Raw genomic sequence first — 17,421 nt, forward strand, 5'->3', positions numbered from 1 at the left:
CGAGAAGCCGCGGCGTACTGGGTCGCCCGGCTAAACCGGGCGAGGACAGCGGAGAGTGAGGCGCCGACGTCGGCGCCTCACATTCAAGCCTTAGGCATACCGCCCGTGGCAGTGCTTGTACTTCTTGCCTGAGCCGCAGGGGCAATCCTCGTTGCGGCCGATCTTGCCCCAGCTTGCCGGGTTCTTGGGATCGCGCAACGCGGCGTCGGTGGCCTGCGCCCCGAGTGTGACGCTGGCGAGCGCCATTTCATCCTCGCCGGTGTTCGGGTCGAACTTGTGCGCTTCCATCGGTGGCAGCACCGGGGCTTCCTGCTCCGGCGGCACGATCTCGACCCGCATCAGCTGCGCCGTGACGGCCTCGCGCAGATGCGCGCTCATCTCCTGGAAGAGGTTGAACGCTTCGGTCTTGTACTCCTGCAACGGATCGCGCTGGCCGTAGCCGCGCAGGCCGATGACCTGGCGCAGATGGTCGAGCATGATCAGATGCTCGCGCCAGAGATGGTCGAGCGTCTGCAGCAGAATGGTCTTCTCGACGTAACGCATCACGTCGGGGCCCCATTGCCCGACCTTGGCCGCCATGTGCTCGTCGGCCCGGGTCTCGATGCGCGTGAGCAGCTCCTCGTCGGCGATGCCCTCTTCCTTGGCCCAGTCCTCGACCGGCAGGTCGAGATCGAGCACGCGCTTGAGCTCTTCCTTCAGGCCCGCGACGTCCCACTGCTCGGCATAGGCATGCTCGGGCACGTGCTTGGCGACGAGGTCGTCGATGAAGGCGTGGCGCATGTCGGCGACGGTCTCGGCGACGCTGTCGTCCTTCATCAGGTCGACGCGCTGGTCGAAGATCACCTTGCGCTGGTCGTTCTGGACGTTGTCGAACTTGAGCAGGTTCTTGCGGATGTCGAAGTTGCGGGCCTCGACCTTCTGCTGCGCCTTTTCGAGCGCCTTGTTGATCCAGGGATGGATGATCGCCTCGCCCTCCTGCAGGCCGAGACGCTGCAGCATGCTGTCGAGGCGATCCGAGCCGAAGATGCGCATCAGATCGTCTTCCAGCGACAGGAAGAATTTGGAGCGGCCGGGGTCGCCCTGACGGCCGGAACGGCCGCGGAGCTGGTTGTCGATGCGGCGGGATTCGTGGCGTTCGGAGCCCATGATGTAGAGGCCACCGGGCTTCTTCACGGTCTTGGCCGGCTTCGAACCCTTCGCCGGCTCGATCTCGACCTCTTCCTCGGCCTTCAGCACGATCTCGCGGAAGTGCTCGATGTCGGCCTTGATCTGCTCGATCTTCAAGGCCTTCTCGGCCTGGTCCTCGATCGAAGCGGCCTCCTGCTGGATGCGCATTTCCAGCGAGCCGCCGAGCTTGATGTCGGTGCCGCGGCCGGCCATGTTGGTCGCGATCGTGATCGCGCCGGGGACGCCGGCTTCCGCGACGATGTAGGCTTCCTGCTCGTGGAAGCGCGCGTTCAGCACCGCGAACAGCTTTGCCGGTTTGCCGGCGCGGGCCGCGGCGTACAGCTTCTGCATCGAATTTTCGTTGCCGAAATCGATCTGCCGATAGCCGTGCTTCTTGAGATATTCGGCGATCACTTCCGATTTTTCGATCGAGGCGGTGCCGACCAGCACGGGCTGCAGCCGCGCATTGGCGCGCTCGATCTCGGCCAGGATCGCGGCGTATTTCTCGTTCTGGGTGCGATAGACCTCGTCGTCCTCGTCGAGACGGGCGACCGGCAAATTGGTCGGGATCTCCACGACCTCGAGCTTGTAGATGTCGAACAATTCGTCGGCTTCGGTCAGCGCCGTGCCGGTCATGCCGGCGAGCTTTTCGTACATCCGGAAATAGTTCTGGAAGGTGATCGAGGCCAGCGTCTGGTTTTCGGGCTGGACCTGCACGTGCTCCTTGGCTTCCAGCGCCTGATGCAGGCCTTCGGAATAGCGGCGGCCCTGCATCATGCGGCCGGTGAACTCGTCGATGATGACGACCTCGTCGTCGCGGACGATGTAGTCCTTGTCGCGCGTGAACAGCGTGTGGGCGCGCAGCGCCTGGTTGATGTGGTGCACGACGGAGACGTTCTCGACGTCGTAGAGCGACTCGCCCTTGAGCTGTCCGGCATCGCGCAGCAGCGTTTCGATCTTCTCCATGCCGGCTTCGGTCAGCGTCACCGTGCGCTGCTTCTCGTCGACGTCGTAGTCGGACTTGTCGAGCTTGGGCAGGAAGCCGTCGATGGTGTTGTAGAAGTCGGAGCGGTCGTCGAGCGGGCCGGAGATGATCAGCGGCGTGCGCGCTTCGTCGATCAGGATGGAGTCGACTTCGTCGACGATCGCATAGAAGTGCGGCCGCTGGACCATGTCCTCGAGCCGGTACTTCATGTTGTCGCGCAGATAGTCGAAGCCGTATTCGTTGTTGGTGCCGTAGGTGATGTCGCAGGCATAGGCCATCTTGCGCTCGGAATCGTCGAGGCCGTGCACGATCACGCCGGTGGTCAAGCCGAGGAAGCCGTAGATCTGGCCCATCCAGTCGGAGTCGCGGCGGGCGAGGTAGTCGTTGACGGTGACGACGTGGACGCCCTTGCCGGCGAGCGCGTTGAGATAGACCGCGAGCGTTGCAACCAGGGTCTTGCCTTCGCCGGTCTTCATCTCGGCGATGTCGCCCTCGTGCAGCACCATGCCGCCGATCAGCTGGACATCGAAATGGCGCTGGCCGAGCGTGCGCTTGGCGGCTTCGCGGACCGTGGCGAAAGCGGGGACCAGGAGGTCGTCCAGCGTCTTGCCCTCGGCGAGCTGCTTCCTGAACTCGGCGGTGCGGGCCTTGAGGGCCTCGTCGGAGAGTTTCGAGACCTCGGGCTCCAGCGCGTTGATCGCGTTGACGCGGGACTGATATCCCTTCACCCGCCGGTCGTTGGCGGAGCCGAAAAACTTGCGGGCGAGCGCGCCGATCATGCTTAGTTCCTGTGTTCGCGATTCAACCGCGTTCGCGTTGCAGCCAAGAGGTTGTCACCCGCCTGCCTATCAACTCACCGTGACGCCTGCTGGGCGCCGGAGCCCGGATTGCGGGGGGTCCATCCGCCATATGGGTGGGAGTTGGGCAAGTCTGGGTTCAACGGCCAAAAACGCAGCAAAATAAACGCCATCGCATGGACGCGACCGGGCAGAGATATGGCCCGGTCAGGGCCTTGTCAACGGCGGGTGCATTGCGGCTAATTCATCATTTTGACAGACTTTTCGCGTTGCCAAGGCCCCCTGAATTGGGCGAGTGTCCGCCCCGCTCGAGCAGCCCCCTGCTTCAACAAAAGGATTTTCCATGACCACCTCGTTCCCGGTAACCAAAACCGGCCTGCGCTTCGGCCTCGCCACCGCCCTCGTGGGCTGCCTTGCGCTGGCGCTGATCGCGGGTCCCGGCCGGGCTGCCGACGATCCGGTGCTGGCGAAGGTCAATGGCGCTGAAATCAAGAAGAGCGACGTCGCCATGGCCGAGGAGGAACTCGGGCCGAGCCTCGCCCAGATGGACCCGGCGACCAAGGACGAGAACGTCCTGTCCTTCCTGATCGACATGAAGATCGTCGGCAAGGCCGCTGAGGACAAGAAGCTCGCCGACGGCGAGGAGTTCAAGAAGCGTCTGGCGTTCGCCCGCAACCGCCTGCTGATGGACAGCCTGCTCGCCGGCGAGGGCAAGGCCGCCACCACCCCGGATGCCATGAAGAAGGTCTATGAGGAGGCCTCCAAGCAGATCACCGGCGAGCAGGAAGTGCACGCCCGCCACATCCTGGTCGAGACCGAGGACGAGGCCAAGGCGGTGAAGGCCGAGCTCGACAAGGGGGCCGATTTCGCCGAACTCGCCAAGAAGAAGTCCAAGGATCCCGGCTCGGCCGACGGCGGCGACCTCGGCTTCTTCACCAAGGAGCAGATGGTGCCGGAATTCTCGGCAATCGCCTTCGCGCTCGAGCCGGGCAAGATCTCCGACCCCGTGAAGTCGCAGTTCGGCTGGCACGTCATCAAGGTCGAGGAAAAGCGCAGCCGCAAGGCACCTGATTTCGAGCAGGTCAAGGCGCAGATCGAGCAGTATGTCACCCGCAAGGCCCAGGCCGACTATGTCGCCAAGCTGCGCGCGGAAGCCAAGGTCGAGCGGCTGGACCAGCCGGCGGATGCGGCCAAGGACGCCAAGCCGGCTGATGCGGCCAAGCCTGCCGATGCCAAGCCTGCCGATGCGAAGCCGTCCGACAGCAAGATGGCTCCGCCCGCGAAGAAGTAAGAATTCGCTGTCACTTCGGTGACGTGAAGAGTATCTAAGCCTTTGTGATGCCCGGCCCCCGCGCCGGGCATCTGCATATCCAGATCCCATCAAGGCGCCCGCGATGTCCTCCTCCGTCTCTCCCCTGGCCCCGAAGAACGTTCCGAACATGCCCGTGATCGCGGGGGTCCGTCTCGCGACGGCCGAGGCCGGCATTCGCTACAAGAACCGCACCGACGTGCTGCTGGCGGTGATGGACAAGGGCACCGCGGTCGCAGGCGTCTTCACCAAGTCGAAATGCCCCTCCGCGCCGGTGGAATGGTGCCGCGCCAAGCTCAAGGGCGGCAAGGCGCGCGCGCTGGTGGTCAATTCCGGCAACGCCAATGCCTTTACCGGCAAGACCGGTCGCAGCTCCACCGCACTGACCGCCAGGATCGCGGCCAAGGCCGTCGGCTGCACCGAGGGAGAAATCTTCCTGGCCTCGACCGGCGTGATCGGCGAGCCGCTGGACGCGACCAAGTTCGACGGCGTGCTTGGTCGGCTCGCGGAAACCGCCGAGGCCGGCGATTATCTCGCCGCCGCCAAGGCGATCATGACCACCGACACCTTCCCGAAGGTCGCGACAGCGACCGTGAAGCTCGGCAAGGCCAAGGTCACGATCAACGGCATGGCCAAGGGCGCCGGCATGATCGCGCCCGATATGGCGACGATGCTGTCCTTCATCTTCACCGACGCACCGATCGCGCCTGCCGCGCTGCAGGCGCTGCTCAAGAGTGGCGTCGAAGACACGTTCAATGCGGTCACGATCGACGGCGACACCTCGACCTCGGACACGCTGCTGGCCTTTGCCACCGGTGCTGCTGCAGAACACGGCGCGCCGAAGATCAGCCGGGCCAGCGACCCGCGCCTGAAAGCCTTCGTCAAGGCCTTCAACGAGGTGCTCGCCAATCTTTCCGAGCAGGTGGCCCGCGACGGCGAAGGCGCGCGCAAGCTGGTCGAGATCACCGTCGAGGGAGCCAAGACCAAGGCCTCGGCGCGCAAGATCGCTATGTCGATCGCGAACTCGCCGCTGGTGAAGACCGCTATCGCCGGCGAGGACGCCAATTGGGGCCGCGTGGTGATGGCGGTCGGCAAGGCCGGCGAGCCGGCCGACCGCGACAAGCTCTCGATCTCCTTCAACGGCATCCGCGTCGCCAAGAACGGCGCACGCGATCCGTCCTATGACGAGGCGCAGGTGTCGGAAGCGATGAAGGCGCCGGAGATCGCGATCAAGGTCTCGCTCGGCCTCGGCAAGGGCCGTGACCGCGTGCTGACCTGCGACCTCACCAAGGAGTATGTCGCGATCAACGGGGATTACAGGTCGTAGAGTCTACGGCTGCCTCACCCCGCAATCCGCGCGTCGGCAACCGCCTTCTTGAACAGCGCGTTCATCGCGGCCGAAATGCCCTGGGTGGGGCTAACCTCGAAATAGAATCCCGGCGAAGCGCAGCTCTCCATGTTCTGCGCGATCTTGCTGTTCGGAGACGGCCCCCACGGCCCGGAATTAAAGGGCGATATCCATGTGTTGTACCAGCCGTCAGTAGGCGGTTGGTATGTCGTGTACAGCACCGCGATCTTGATGCCCCGGTTCTTGATGGTCGTGCAGAGCGCCGGATTGATCGGCGACTGACAGCGGTTCGATGACGCGAGAGGATACGAAGAAGACGAGACACTACACATCGTCGTGCCCGAGTTGGCTTCGTCAGCGACCCCATCGGATACAAAAAACAGATATTTCAGCGGTGACGCGGACGTACCTGCGCCAGGCGAGGCGATTGCGCTATTGATTGCGGGAAAAATAGTGGTGAGGGGAGTATCCTTGTCGATAGTGTACACGTCATTCTGACCGGCAACCGCCATCAGGTCGATGTTTCCCGCCGCCGTCTTGGCGGAGGTCAGGCTCGACGAGAGCGCGAACAGATTTCTCAATCCGATCGTCGCCGAGGAAGCGCCGAAATCGTAGATCGCCATTCTGAACTGGTTCGCGTAGGTCTGCGTGCTCTGGGCCGTGTCCATCAAGTTCGCGCTCGCCTGGCGCACCACGTCAATTCGGGTCGTGATGCCATTTGCTTTGGCGATGTCGTAGTTGCTTGTGCCGGCCGCCTTGGTGGTGTCGTGACAGGCAAATGCACATCCACCCGTCTTCGCCTGCAAATTCGTGATGTCGGTCGGTGTCGCTGCGACACCCATCGACGGAGAATTGTCCAGCAGGAGATAGAAGTCGACATAGAGCGGCATATTGACCGTCGACGCCGACGTGCCGCTCATGGTCAGCGTGGTCTTGCCCATCAAGCCGAGAAACATGGTGTTGATGGAGGCGGTGAACGAGACGGTCGAGTTGATGGTCGAGCCGGTCTTGACGACGGTCTGGGTGACGCTGTTGAGCGTATAGCCGGTCAAGTTGGCGCGATTGGCATCGAAGATTTTCTGGGCGTCGGTGACGCCGACCGCGATCGAGCCGTCCGTGGTCATCGAGCCCGCGGCGGCAAACCCCGGCGAGGCTTTGGCGATGGCACCGACGCTGGCCGCGTCGGCCGCGCCCTGAAGTTTCGCCCGGACCTGCGTCGCGCGGGAGTAGTCGATCGCACTGCCGACGAACGTGATCAGAGGCACGCAGCAGATTGCGAAGATCACCGCCACATTGCCGCGCCGGTCGCGGAGGAACCGGCGGAAGATGGTACGACACTCAGCGCGCATGGATCTGGCCCGGATTGATTTCGGCGTTTCCACTCTAGGAACCGTGGATTAAATATGACTTATGGAGACCTCGGAAATACGGGCCTTAACAGGGTTAACGAACTGTTGCGAATGACCTTCAGCGAGCGACATTCCAGGCATGGCTGATCTCAAACTGACGCTGGTGGTGGCCTGCGCGCTGGTCGACGCCGACAACCGCGTCCTGATCGCGCAGCGCCCCGAGGGCAAGACGCTGGCCGGCCTCTGGGAATTTCCCGGCGGCAAGTGTGAGCCCGGCGAGCGGCCGGAACAGAGCCTGATCCGCGAACTCCACGAGGAGCTGGGCATCACCGTCGCGGAGCCCTGCCTGGCGCCGCTGACATTCGCAAGCTACGGCTACGAGACCTTTCACCTCCTGATGCCGCTCTACATCTGCCGGCGCTGGGAGGGACAGGTCATGCCACGCGAAGGCCAGACCCTCGCCTGGGTCCGCGCCAACAAGCTGCGCGACTATCCCATGCCGCCCGCGGACATTCCGCTGATCCCGCATTTGATTGATCTGCTGATGTGAGCTCAGACCTCATCCTGAGGAGACCGCGCAGCGGTCGTCTCGAAGGATGGCTGCGGATGAGAGCCGGGCCTGCATGGTTCGAGACGGCGCTGACGCGCCTCCTCACCATGAGGATTACTCTTTCCCCGCCTTCTTCACCGCCTCCGCCAGGCTCGCCTTCGCTGAGCCGGGCTTGAGCGGCTGCTGCTGGCTCGCATGCGGGGCCCAGCCGGAGAGCCAGATGATATCGAATGTCGCACGGATGCGGCCGTCGGCATCGGCAAAGCGTTCCGCGTAAATTTCCGCCATCCGCAGCAGCGTCGACCGCCGGCTGGGCGTGCGCCGCCGCTCGATCAGTACATTGGCGGCGCCCATGCGCCTGATATCCTGCATCAGCGCGAACGCGTTGGCGTAGCGCACCACGACGCGGTCGACATCGGTGACCGGCAGCGCAAACCCTGCCCGCTGCAACAGCGCGCCAACGTCGCGCAGATCGGCAAACGGTGCGACGCGCGGCGACACGCCGCCCTCGCATTCGGCCTCGGCGGCGGCAAAAGCCTGGCGCAGCTCGGTCAGGCTGTCGCCGCCGATCATCGCCGCCAGCAGCAGCCCGTCCGGCCTCAGCGCGCGACGGATTTGCGCAAATACCCCCGGCAGATCGTTGACGAATTGCAGCGCCAGCGCCGAGAGCACGAGGTCGAGGCTTTCGGGCGCAAAGGGCAGCTTCTCCGCACCCGACGCATCGAGATTAATGCGCTCGATCGAGGGCAGTCGCGCGCGCAGCACCGCCAGACCCTCGCCGGGCGTCCAGAGATCGACCGCTGTATGAAACTCCCGCATCACCGCGGCCAGCCGGTCGGACATGTCCTCGGCGACCCGATCCAGCAGGAAGCTCACGGCACCTTGCGCCTGCGCGCGGCGCTGTCGCGCATGCAGCAAAGCACGATCGAACAAAGCGGGCGGGGTTTGCGGATCTTGAGCCATGCGGCTGGTTACGCCGATCGCGACGGTTCTGGCAATCCGGTGCGTGGGGCGCTAGCTTTCGGCCATGGCATCCGACGCCGCCCCTTCTCGTTCCATCGCCGCCCCCTTGCGTGCCGCATGGACGGCTGGCCGGCACGTGCTGTCACGTGCGGCACGGCTTGCGCTCGACATCGCGCTGCCGACGCTATGCGTGTCCTGCCGCGACCCGGTTGACGGCGAGGGCGTGTGCGCGGCGTGCTGGGCGCGGCTGTCGTTCATCGAACGGCCCTACTGCCCGCGGCTCGGCATTCCTTTTGTGTACGATCCCGGCCCCGACATGCTGTCGATGGAGGCGATCGCGAGCCCGCCCGCCTACCAGCGTGCGCGCGCTGCGGTGCGTTATGACGACGTCGCGCGCACCCTGGTGCATGCGCTGAAATACCAGGACCGCACGGATCTGGCGCCTGCCATGGGCCGCTGGATGGCGCGCGCGGGCGGCGAGTTGCTCGCCGAGGCCGACATGTTGGTGCCCGTTCCCCTGCATTGGCGAAGGGCCTGGCGCCGCCGTTACAACCAATCCGGGGCGCTGGCGCGGATCATCGAGCGGCAAAGCGGGGTGAAAGCGAAGGCTGAGGTGCTGCGCCGGGTACGCGCGACCGAGCAGCAGATCGGCCTGTCGCGAGCCCAGCGCGCCACCAATGTGCAGGGCGCATTCCAGGTATCCCCCGACCGTCAGGCGGAGGTTCAGGGTCGGCGCATTGTTCTCATCGACGACGTCCTGACGTCCGGTGCGACACTGGGTGCCTGTGCGCGGGCCCTGCTCCGGGCCAAGGCGGCGCAAGTGGACGTGCTGGTGTTTGCCCGGGTTGTCGAGAGCCGGTGAAGTCCCATATAATTCAATGAATTCATGACATGAGAGCGCCAGACAAGATGACCGCTGCTGTCGAGATCTACACGAGGCCGGGCTGCGGCTATTGTTCCGCCGCCAGGTCGCTGCTGACCCGCAAGAAAGCGACCTTCACGGAGTTCGATATCGCCAAGAACCCGTCCTGGCGCCAGGAGATGTACGATCGGGCCGGCGAGGGCTCGACCTTCCCGCAGATCTGGATCGGCGGAACCCATGTCGGAGGCTGCGACGAGCTCTACTCGCTCGATCGCGAAGGCAAGCTCGACGCCATGCTCGAAAGCGTCAAGGCGGAGTCATGAGCGACACCAGGACCTTCACGGCGGCGATGGTGCAGATGCGCACCGGCCTGATGCCCGAGCCGAGCCTCGCGCAGGCCACCCGGCTGATCCGCCAGGCTGCGGCCAATGGCGCCGACTACGTGCAGACGCCCGAAGTCAGCAACATGATGCAGCTCAACCGCAAGGCACTGTTCGAGCACCTTCAGAGCCAAGACGACGATAACTCGCTGAGGGCCTACCGGGCGCTCGCGGCCGAACTGAAGATCCACATCCATGTCGGCTCGCTGGCGCTGCGCTTTTCGGACGAAAAAGCGGTCAACCGCTCCTTCCTGATCGGGCCCGAGGGCAACGTGCTCGCGAGCTACGACAAGATCCACATGTTCGACATCGAGCTGCCGGACGGCGAGAGCTATCGCGAATCCGCCAATTACCAGCCGGGCGAGACGGCCGTTATCTCCGACCTGCCCTGGGGCCGGGTCGGCCTGACGATCTGTTATGACGTGCGCTTCCCCGCGCTCTACCGCGCGCTGGCCGAAAGCGGCGCGTACTTCATCACGGTGCCCTCGGCCTTCACCCGCAAGACCGGCGAGGCGCATTGGCACGTGCTGTTGCGTGCGCGCGCGATCGAGACCGGGTGCTTCATCTTCGCCGCGGCGCAGGCAGGCCTGCATGAGAACAAGCGCGAGACCTATGGCCATTCGCTGATCATCGATCCCTGGGGCGAGATCCTCGCCGAGGGCGACGTCGAGGCCGGCATCATCATGGCAAAAATCGACCCGGCCAAGGTCGAGACCGCGCGCCGCGCGATCCCCTCGCTCCAGCACGGCCGCCGCTTCGGCGTTGCCGACCCCAAGGCGGGGCCGGACCATCTGCACCTGGTGCGGGGATCGGCATGATCCGCTACGCGCTCCGCTGCGACCGGAGCCACGACTTCGAGAGTTGGTTCCAGAGCTCGGCCGCGTACGATTCTCAGGTGAAGCGCAAGCTCGTGACCTGCCCGATCTGCGGCTCGGCCAAGGTCGAAAAGGCGATCATGGCGCCGCGCGTCGTCGGCAAGAAGGGCCGCGGACGCGCCACGCCGCCGGCTGAGCCCACCGCCACGACGCCCGCGCCCGCGCCCGAGGCTGCGCAATCCGCACCGACCTCGCTGTTGATGGCGCAGGAGCGCGAGCTGCGTGCCAAGCTCAAAGAGCTGCGCGATCACATCGTGAAGAACGCCGACAATGTCGGTGAGCGATTCGCCACCGAAGCCCGCGCGATGCATTACGGCGACAAGGAGCACCGTCCGATCTACGGCGAGGCCTCACCCGACGAGGCCAAGTCGCTGATCGACGAAGGCATCGAGGTGTCGCCGCTGCCGACGCTGCCGGAAGATCGGAATTAGGCTCCCACCAGCACCGCCACGCCGAGCACGATCAGCGCGATGCCAATGATCTCGCGCGGCGCGATCGGCTGCTTGAACGAGTAATAGGCCACGCCTTGCGCAAACAGTACCTCGATCAAGGCGAGCGTGCGGACATTGGCGGCGGCCGTCAGCGCAAAGGCGAGGAACCAGAACTGCGAGGCGAAGGCGCCGGTGAAGCCGGCCAGCATCGAGGGTCGCCACATCGAGAGGATGCCCTGAAGCACTTTTGGCGCGCGCCAGAGCAGGTAGATCGTCAGGATCAGCGTCTGCACGAACAGGCCGAGCACCAGGGTGAACGATGCCGCCGTCACGAACGAGACATCAGGCACGTTGATGATGGCGCCGCGGAAACCGACCGCTGACAACGCGAACGCTGCCGCCGCGACGAGGCCGGTGATGGTCGGCTTCAATTCGGCAAAGCTCTTCTCGCCACCGGGACGCAGCGCGGTGATGACGACGCCGATGGTCGCGATCACGATCGCAAGCACCTTGAGCCATGTCAGATGATCGCCGAGAAAGACGAAGCCGAAGATGGCGGTCTGGATCGCCTCGGTTTTCAAATAGGCCGTCGTCACCACGAAGGAACGGTCGTTCATGGCGAGCAGCATCAGGCCGGTCGCGACGATCTGGCTGAGGGCGCCGAGCAGGAGCCACGGCCAGAACACGCCGGACGGCATGCCGAGATGATCGCCGGTCGCGACCAGCACCACCGTGAGAAACAGCAGCGAGAACGGAAAGCCGAACAGGAAGCGGATATTGGTTGCGCCCCAGGTCCCCAGCGGCTTCGTCAGCGATCGCTGCATCGCATTGCGCGCGACCTGGCCGAGCGCGGCAATGACGGTAAAGGGAATCCAGAGGCTGGCGATGGTGAACATGGGGGATGGGGTGCGGGGGGCCAGAGATCGCGGCCAACCTGCCGCTAGCTGTTCAATGGGTCAACCACACGAACGTCATGGGAGCGATGCTATCGCCACAAACTCAGTGTCGTCCCGGCGAAGGCCGGGACCCATAACCACAGGGAGTGATTTGGCGAAGATTCGTGGTTGCCTGCTTCGCGCCGCAACTTCTTCCTGAGGGTATGGGTCCCGGCCTCCGCTGGGACGACACCTATATTTGCGGAGACAGCTAGGCCGCCACGAGCGGCGCGGCCTCACACCATGCCTTCCGCCACCACCATGTAGTTCACGTCCATGTCTGACGAGAGGGTCCATCTGTCGGCGAAGGGGCTGTAGACGACGCCGGTCTGCTCGGTAATGACCAGGCGGTTGTCGAGCAGGTATTTCGTCAGCTCGTCGGGGGTGACGAACTTGTTCCACTCGTGGGTGCCGCGCGGCAGCCAGCGCAGGACGTATTCGGCGCCGACGATGGCGAGCGCAAAACTCTTCCAGTTCCTGTTCAGCGTCGAGACCACCATCAGGCCGTTCGGCTTCAGCATCGCCGCGCAGCGCTTCAGGAAAACGCCGACGTCGACGACGTGCTCGACCACCTCCATCGCCAGCACGATGTCGAAGCGCTCGCGCGGGTCGATCTCCTCAACCGTGGTGCAGCGATAGTCGATCGCAAGATGCGCCTTGTCGGCATGCAGCTTCGCGGCCGCGATGTTGCTGACCGACGGATCGACGCCGATGACCTGCGCACCCAAGCGCGACAGCGGCTCGCAGAGCAGGCCGGCGCCGCAGCCGATATCGAGCACGCGCAGACCGCCGAGGCAGTTGAGGCTGCGCACGTTGCGCTCGAACTTGCGGCAGGCGGCGTCGCGGATGTAGCCGAGCCGCAGCGGGTTGATCCGGTGCAGCGGCGCCATCTTGCCGTTGGGGTCCCACCACTCGGCCGAAAGTTTTGAGAATTTCGCGATCTCGGCGGCGTCGACGGTCGAGCCCGGCGGGGTGGTTGCGGTTGCGGAAGTATCTTGCTGCATGCTCATGGTTACGCGCGGTCCTACCGCGTGGTGATCGAACTGCGGAAGGCGAGCGGCGAGGCGATGGTCCGGATGGTTTCGCGACCTTCCCCCACGCCGTTGATGGTCACGTCGCCATAGTTGAGAATACGTCCAAGAATGGTCTGATTCACATCGACGCTCTCGACCTTGTCCAGCGCCATCTCGAAAGTGCGGCGCTTGATGAAGCCGGTCTTGTGCACGACCCGCAAATTGGTCACGTCGGTCTCGGTGGTAAAGCGATGGAACCAGCCCTTCACGGTCCAGTACAGCGCCGCCAGAGCCACCACGCCGGCCGCGACGAGACAGAGCAGGACAAGCCCCTCGACGATGGTTTGCCGGGACAGGACGAACAGGACCAGCGCCACGATCCAGGCCAGGATCGCCGGAAAATAGAAGATCCAGTGCGCATTGGTCGAATACAGCACCTTCTCGCCAGGCTGCAGGATCTCGTCGATATAGCGCGCCATGATTCTCGGTTAACCCACTACCCCGCACCCTGCCCCGCAGGAACCCGCTTGCCCCCGGCCCCGCCGCTATGTATACGCGCGGTCGGTGTCCGCGAGGCCCGTCCAGTGCGGGCCACCATACTGATCCTTATGAAGGAATGCACGCGTCGTCATGAGCCGCCTCGTGATGAAATTCGGCGGCACATCCGTCGCCAACATCGAACGTATCCGCAACGTCGCACGCCATGTGAAGCGTGAGGTCGACGCCGGACATGAAGTGGCCGTGGTCGTCTCGGCGATGTCCGGTAAAACCAACGAGCTGGTGGCCTGGTGCACCGAGGCCTCGCCGATGCACGACGCGCGCGAATACGACGCCGTGGTCGCCTCGGGCGAACAGGTGACCTCCGGCCTGCTTGCCATCGTGCTTCAGGGCATGGGTATCCAGGCCCGTTCCTGGCAGGGCTGGCAAATCCCGATCACGACCAGCGACGCCCATGCTTCGGCCCGGATCGAGGGCATCGACGGCAGCGAGATCATCAAGCGCTTCAGGGAGCGCAAGGAAGTCGCCGTAATTGCCGGCTTCCAGGGCATCTACCCGGAGACCAACCGCATCACCACGCTCGGCCGCGGCGGCTCCGACACCTCGGCCGTGGCAATCGCCGCCGCCGTCAAGGCGGACCGCTGCGACATCTACACCGACGTCGACGGTGTCTACACCACCGATCCGCGAATCGTGCCGAAGGCCAAGAGGCTCGACAAGATCGCGTTCGAAGACATGCTGGAGCTGGCCTCCCAGGGCGCCAAGGTGCTCCAGGTCCGCTCCGTGGAACTCGGTATGGTCCACAACATGCCGATTTTCGTCCGCTCGAGCTTCGACAAGCCCGAGGATATCGATCCGCATGCCAACCAGCCGCCCGGCACGCTGATCTGCAGCGAGGAGGAGATCATGGAAAGCCACGTCGTCACCGGCATCGCCTTTTCGAAGGACGAGGCCCAGATCTCGGTACGCCAGATCGAGGACAAGCCCGGCGTGGCGGCGTCGATCTTCGGCCCGCTCGCGGAGGCCAACATCAACGTCGACATGATCGTGCAGAACGTCTCCGAGGACGGCAAGACCACCGACCTCACCTTCACGGTTCCGGCCGCCGACTACACCAGGGCCAAGGAGACGATCACCGCGGCCAAGGGCCAGATCAATTATGCCCGGCTCGACACCGCGACCGACGTCGCCAAGATCTCGGTGATCGGCAGCGGCATGCGCAGCCATGCCGGCGTTGCCGCCCAAGCGTTCTCGGCCCTCGCAGGACGGAATATCAACATCCGGGCCATTACAACCTCCGAGATCAAATTCTCGGTCCTGATCGACACAGCCTATACCGAGCTTGCGGTGCGCACCCTGCACACGCTCTACGGCCTCGATCAGGCTTAGGCTAATTTTCTCTTAGCGGTCGCAGCAAACACGAAGTGTCCACACTTTCGCGTTTGGCAGGCGTTTTGCTTGGCAAAACAAACCCCAATTCGCTATACGGCGAACAGGGTGGGCTGCCGGAAACTGTGCCCCAGTTGAGGCGGTGCTGATTCGGCCCAGGCAACCGCCGGGGCTGGCGCCGGACGAGCAAATTTGTTGTTTTTCTGGATTTCTGGGCGAGCCGCCGCGGGCCCTTTCGGCCCCGGCAGACGGAGGAGATTGACGGTCCATGCGGAGCGCGTCGGGAGGTCCCCGCGTCTTGTTGAGACGGCTCCGCGAAACCATGGCGGAGCAGGTCTCGGCCCAGGAGCGGCTGGACAAGATCGTGGTGCTGATCGCCGCCAACATGGTGGCCGAGGTGTGCTCGGTCTATGTGCTGCGCGTCGACAACACGCTCGAGCTCTATGCCACCGAAGGCCTCAATCGCGAGGCGGTGCACCACACCGTGCTCAGCGCCCATGAGGGTCTTGTCGGCCTGGTCGCCAGCGAGGCAACGCCTCTCAACCTGAGCGATGCGCAGAGCCATCCGGCCTTCTCGTTCCGCCCGGAGACCGGCGAAGAGATCTACCACTCCTTCCTCGGCGTCCCGATCCTGCGGGCCGGCAACACCCTCGGCGTGCTGGTGGTGCAGAACCGCGCCAAGCGCAACTATGTCGAGGAGGAGCTCGAGGCGCTTCAGACCACCGCGATGGTGCTGGCGGAGCTGATCGCCTCCGGAGAGCTGTCCGCGCTGGCCCAGCCGGGCCATGAGCCCGCCGCGCGCCATTCGGCGCAAAAGGTCGGCGCCATCCTGTCGGAAGGCATCGCGCTCGGCCATGTCGTGCTGCACGAGCCGCGCGTCGTCATCAAGGACTACATCGCCGAGGACCTGCCGAAGGAAATCAAGCGACTCGACACCGCGCTCGCCAAGTTGCGCGCCGATCTCGACCGCATGCTGGAGCGCGGCGACGTCGCGGAAGGCGGCGAGCATCGCGAGGTGCTGGAAGCCTACCGCATGTTCGCCAACGACCAGGGCTGGTCGCACAAGCTGCACGAGGCGGTCGCCACCGGCCTCACGGCGGAGGCCGCCGTCGAGCGTGTGCAATCCGATACCCGCGCGCGCATGCTGCGCTCGACCGATCCCTATTTGCGCGACCGGCTGCATGATCTCGAGGATCTCGGCTATCGCCTGATGCGCCAGCTGGTCGGCCAGGATCACGCGCCGTCACGCGAACAATTGCCCGACAATGCCATCGTCATCGCGCGCGCGATGGGCCCGGCGGCGCTGCTCGACTATGACCGCAAGCGCCTGCGCGGCATCATATTGGAGGAAGGCACCGCCAATTCCCACGTCTCGATCGTGGCGCGCGCGCTCGGCATTCCCGCGGTCGGCGAAGTGCCGAACGCGCCTGGCATCGCCGATCCCGGCGACGCCGTCATCGTCGACGGCACCTCCGGCATGATCTATGTGCGCCCGTCGCAGGAGGTCGAAGCGGCCTTCGCAGAGCGCGTGCGCTTCCGCGCCCGCCGCCAGGCGCAGTATCTGGCGCTGCGCGACCTGCCCTGCGTCACCAAAGACGGCCAGAAGGTCGAGCTGATGATCAATGCGGGTCTCGCGATCGACCTGCCGCATATTGAAGACACCGGCAGCGCCGGCATCGGCCTGTTCCGCACCGAGCTGCAATTCATGGTCGGCCAGAGCCTGCCGCGCACCAGCGACCAGCTCGCGCTCTATCGTACCGTGCTGGATGCCGCCGGCACGAAGCCCGTCACCTTCCGCACCCTCGACATCGGCGGCGACAAGGCGCTGCCTTATATGGAAGCAGTGATCGAGGAGAATCCCGCGCTCGGATGGCGCGCGATCCGGCTCGGGCTCGACCGTCCCGGCCTGTTGCGCGGCCAGATCCGCGCACTGCTGCGCGCCGGAGGTGGCCGCGCGCTGCGCATCATGTTCCCGATGATCTCGGAGGTCGCCGAATTCGATTCGGCGAAGGCGCTGGTCGAGCGCGAGCTGACCTATCTGCGCCAGCACGGCCACACGCTGCCGGAAAGAATCGACATCGGCACCATGGTCGAGGTGCCGGCGCTGCTCTATCAGCTCGACGAACTCCTCAAGAAGGTCGACTTCATCTCAGTCGGCTCCAACGATCTGTTCCAGTTCCTGTTCGCGGTCGACCGCGGCAACGCAAAAGTCTCCGAGCGCTTCGACACCATGTCGGCGCCGATCCTGCGCGCGCTTCGCGACATCGCACGCAAGACGCAAGCCGCGAAGAAATCGCTGTCGCTCTGCGGCGAGATGGCGTCGAAGCCGATCGGCGCGCTGGCGCTGATCGCGATGGGCTATCGCTCGCTGTCGCTCTCGGCCACCGCGCTCGGCCCGGTCAAGGCGATGGTGATCGATCTCGACGCCAAGAAGGCCGAAGCGATGCTCGGCCCGTTGCTGGACGCGCCCGCCGGCAGCGTCTCGATCCGGCAGAAGCTGACGGAATTTGCCGAGGCCGAAGGCCTGGCGTTGTAGCGGGCCTGTCGCCGCTTCCCGCCGCCTCGCCCTT

At 64.7% G+C, this 17,421-nt stretch carries 15 protein-coding genes; 9 read left to right on the top strand and 6 right to left on the bottom strand.

What is annotated here, in order from left to right; genetic code table 11:
* Positions 1 to 90: 90 nt before the first annotated feature.
* Positions 91 to 2,931, bottom strand: coding sequence for a preprotein translocase subunit SecA (gene secA, locus N551_RS0117395; RefSeq protein ID WP_027567996.1), 2,841 nt, complete (start codon positions 2,929 to 2,931; stop codon positions 91 to 93).
* A gap of 361 nt (positions 2,932 to 3,292) precedes the next feature.
* On the opposite strand from secA, the gene N551_RS0117400 reads away from it, so the two are divergent.
* Both N551_RS0117400 and argJ read left to right on the top strand, forming a co-directional pair.
* Positions 3,293 to 4,240, top strand: a complete 948-nt coding sequence (locus N551_RS0117400) for a peptidylprolyl isomerase (protein WP_027567997.1) — start codon at positions 3,293 to 3,295, stop codon at positions 4,238 to 4,240.
* Between the two features lie 103 nt (positions 4,241 to 4,343).
* Positions 4,344 to 5,585 (top strand): bifunctional glutamate N-acetyltransferase/amino-acid acetyltransferase ArgJ, encoded by a 1,242-nt coding sequence (argJ, locus tag N551_RS0117405; RefSeq protein ID WP_027567998.1) that lies wholly within the window; start codon positions 4,344 to 4,346, stop codon positions 5,583 to 5,585.
* Between the two features lie 14 nt (positions 5,586 to 5,599).
* Here argJ and N551_RS0117410 read toward each other — a convergent pair whose 3' ends face one another.
* Entirely contained in the window at positions 5,600 to 6,955 is a 1,356-nt protein-coding gene (locus tag N551_RS0117410; protein WP_027567999.1) for a TadE/TadG family type IV pilus assembly protein, read from the bottom strand.
* 139 nt (positions 6,956 to 7,094) lie between these two features.
* Between N551_RS0117410 and mutT the strand changes: the two genes are divergently transcribed.
* On the top strand, positions 7,095 to 7,505 hold the full coding sequence (gene mutT / locus N551_RS0117415) for an 8-oxo-dGTP diphosphatase MutT (RefSeq protein ID WP_027568000.1): 411 nt from the start codon (positions 7,095 to 7,097) through the stop codon (positions 7,503 to 7,505).
* Positions 7,506 to 7,619: 114 nt separating this feature from the next.
* Here the strand turns inward: mutT and N551_RS0117420 are convergent, their stop codons facing one another.
* Positions 7,620 to 8,468, bottom strand: coding sequence for a methyltransferase domain-containing protein (locus tag N551_RS0117420; protein ID WP_027568001.1), 849 nt, complete (start codon positions 8,466 to 8,468; stop codon positions 7,620 to 7,622).
* A gap of 64 nt (positions 8,469 to 8,532) precedes the next feature.
* Here N551_RS0117420 and N551_RS0117425 point away from each other — a divergent pair, with 64 nt between their 5' ends.
* The 4 genes from N551_RS0117425 to N551_RS0117440 are packed head-to-tail and all read left to right on the top strand — an operon-like array spanning position 8,533 to position 11,016.
* Positions 8,533 to 9,330 (top strand): ComF family protein, encoded by a 798-nt coding sequence (locus tag N551_RS0117425; RefSeq protein WP_027568002.1) that lies wholly within the window; start codon positions 8,533 to 8,535, stop codon positions 9,328 to 9,330.
* Between the two features lie 47 nt (positions 9,331 to 9,377).
* Positions 9,378 to 9,653 carry a glutaredoxin 3 gene (gene grxC, locus N551_RS0117430; RefSeq protein ID WP_027568003.1) on the top strand — a complete coding sequence of 92 codons (276 nt, stop codon included), beginning with the start codon at positions 9,378 to 9,380 and terminating at the stop codon, positions 9,651 to 9,653.
* A complete protein-coding gene (locus N551_RS0117435) occupies positions 9,650 to 10,528 on the top strand; it encodes a carbon-nitrogen hydrolase family protein (RefSeq protein WP_027568004.1) in 879 nt (292 codons plus the stop codon). The genes grxC and N551_RS0117435 overlap by 4 nt, the downstream gene beginning before the upstream one ends.
* The gene (locus N551_RS0117440) at positions 10,525 to 11,016 is read left to right on the top strand and encodes a DUF1178 family protein (protein ID WP_027568005.1); all 492 of its coding nucleotides are present in this window, start codon (positions 10,525 to 10,527) and stop codon (positions 11,014 to 11,016) included. The genes N551_RS0117435 and N551_RS0117440 overlap by 4 nt, the downstream gene beginning before the upstream one ends.
* Here N551_RS0117440 and N551_RS0117445 read toward each other — a convergent pair.
* From N551_RS0117445 to N551_RS0117455, 3 genes are all read right to left on the bottom strand, one after another.
* Positions 11,013 to 11,912 (bottom strand): EamA family transporter, encoded by a 900-nt coding sequence (locus tag N551_RS0117445; protein WP_027568006.1) that lies wholly within the window; start codon positions 11,910 to 11,912, stop codon positions 11,013 to 11,015. The two genes, N551_RS0117440 and N551_RS0117445, sit on opposite strands and share 4 nt — an antisense overlap.
* Before the next feature lie 275 nt (positions 11,913 to 12,187).
* Complete coding sequence (gene ubiG, locus N551_RS0117450) at positions 12,188 to 12,961, bottom strand: bifunctional 2-polyprenyl-6-hydroxyphenol methylase/3-demethylubiquinol 3-O-methyltransferase UbiG (RefSeq protein WP_027568007.1); 774 nt, start codon at positions 12,959 to 12,961, stop codon at positions 12,188 to 12,190.
* A 14-nt stretch (positions 12,962 to 12,975) separates the two neighbouring features.
* Positions 12,976 to 13,443 carry a PH domain-containing protein gene (locus tag N551_RS0117455; RefSeq protein WP_027568008.1) on the bottom strand — a complete coding sequence of 156 codons (468 nt, stop codon included), beginning with the start codon at positions 13,441 to 13,443 and terminating at the stop codon, positions 12,976 to 12,978.
* A 151-nt stretch (positions 13,444 to 13,594) separates the two neighbouring features.
* Between N551_RS0117455 and N551_RS0117460 the strand changes: the two genes are divergently transcribed.
* Complete coding sequence (locus N551_RS0117460) at positions 13,595 to 14,851, top strand: aspartate kinase (RefSeq protein WP_027568009.1); 1,257 nt, start codon at positions 13,595 to 13,597, stop codon at positions 14,849 to 14,851.
* Positions 14,852 to 15,119: 268 nt separating this feature from the next.
* Positions 15,120 to 17,387 carry a phosphoenolpyruvate--protein phosphotransferase gene (gene ptsP / locus N551_RS0117465; RefSeq protein WP_027568010.1) on the top strand — a complete coding sequence of 756 codons (2,268 nt, stop codon included), beginning with the start codon at positions 15,120 to 15,122 and terminating at the stop codon, positions 17,385 to 17,387.
* Positions 17,388 to 17,421 lie beyond the last annotated feature (34 nt).

Source organism: Bradyrhizobium sp. URHA0013, from assembly GCF_000518345.1.
Lineage (GTDB): Bacteria > Pseudomonadota > Alphaproteobacteria > Rhizobiales > Xanthobacteraceae > Bradyrhizobium.

What these genes read in the sequence shown, in the direction of transcription:
- ubiG (WP_027568007.1), bottom strand. Translation starts at nt 12,961, where the DNA reads ATGAGCATGCAGCAAGATACTTCCGCAACCGCAACCACCCCGCCGGGC.
- N551_RS0117445 (WP_027568006.1), bottom strand. Translation starts at nt 11,912, where the DNA reads ATGTTCACCATCGCCAGCCTCTGGATTCCCTTTACCGTCATTGCCGCG.
- grxC (WP_027568003.1), top strand. Translation starts at nt 9,378, where the DNA reads ATGACCGCTGCTGTCGAGATCTACACGAGGCCGGGCTGCGGCTATTGT.
- argJ (WP_027567998.1), top strand. Translation starts at nt 4,344, where the DNA reads ATGTCCTCCTCCGTCTCTCCCCTGGCCCCGAAGAACGTTCCGAACATG.
- N551_RS0117455 (WP_027568008.1), bottom strand. Translation starts at nt 13,443, where the DNA reads ATGGCGCGCTATATCGACGAGATCCTGCAGCCTGGCGAGAAGGTGCTG.
- mutT (WP_027568000.1), top strand. Translation starts at nt 7,095, where the DNA reads ATGGCTGATCTCAAACTGACGCTGGTGGTGGCCTGCGCGCTGGTCGAC.
- N551_RS0117435 (WP_027568004.1), top strand. Translation starts at nt 9,650, where the DNA reads ATGAGCGACACCAGGACCTTCACGGCGGCGATGGTGCAGATGCGCACC.
- N551_RS0117440 (WP_027568005.1), top strand. Translation starts at nt 10,525, where the DNA reads ATGATCCGCTACGCGCTCCGCTGCGACCGGAGCCACGACTTCGAGAGT.
- N551_RS0117460 (WP_027568009.1), top strand. Translation starts at nt 13,595, where the DNA reads ATGAGCCGCCTCGTGATGAAATTCGGCGGCACATCCGTCGCCAACATC.
- N551_RS0117425 (WP_027568002.1), top strand. Translation starts at nt 8,533, where the DNA reads ATGGCATCCGACGCCGCCCCTTCTCGTTCCATCGCCGCCCCCTTGCGT.
- N551_RS0117420 (WP_027568001.1), bottom strand. Translation starts at nt 8,468, where the DNA reads ATGGCTCAAGATCCGCAAACCCCGCCCGCTTTGTTCGATCGTGCTTTG.
- N551_RS0117410 (WP_027567999.1), bottom strand. Translation starts at nt 6,955, where the DNA reads ATGCGCGCTGAGTGTCGTACCATCTTCCGCCGGTTCCTCCGCGACCGG.
- ptsP (WP_027568010.1), top strand. Translation starts at nt 15,120, where the DNA reads ATGCGGAGCGCGTCGGGAGGTCCCCGCGTCTTGTTGAGACGGCTCCGC.
- N551_RS0117400 (WP_027567997.1), top strand. Translation starts at nt 3,293, where the DNA reads ATGACCACCTCGTTCCCGGTAACCAAAACCGGCCTGCGCTTCGGCCTC.
- secA (WP_027567996.1), bottom strand. Translation starts at nt 2,931, where the DNA reads ATGATCGGCGCGCTCGCCCGCAAGTTTTTCGGCTCCGCCAACGACCGG.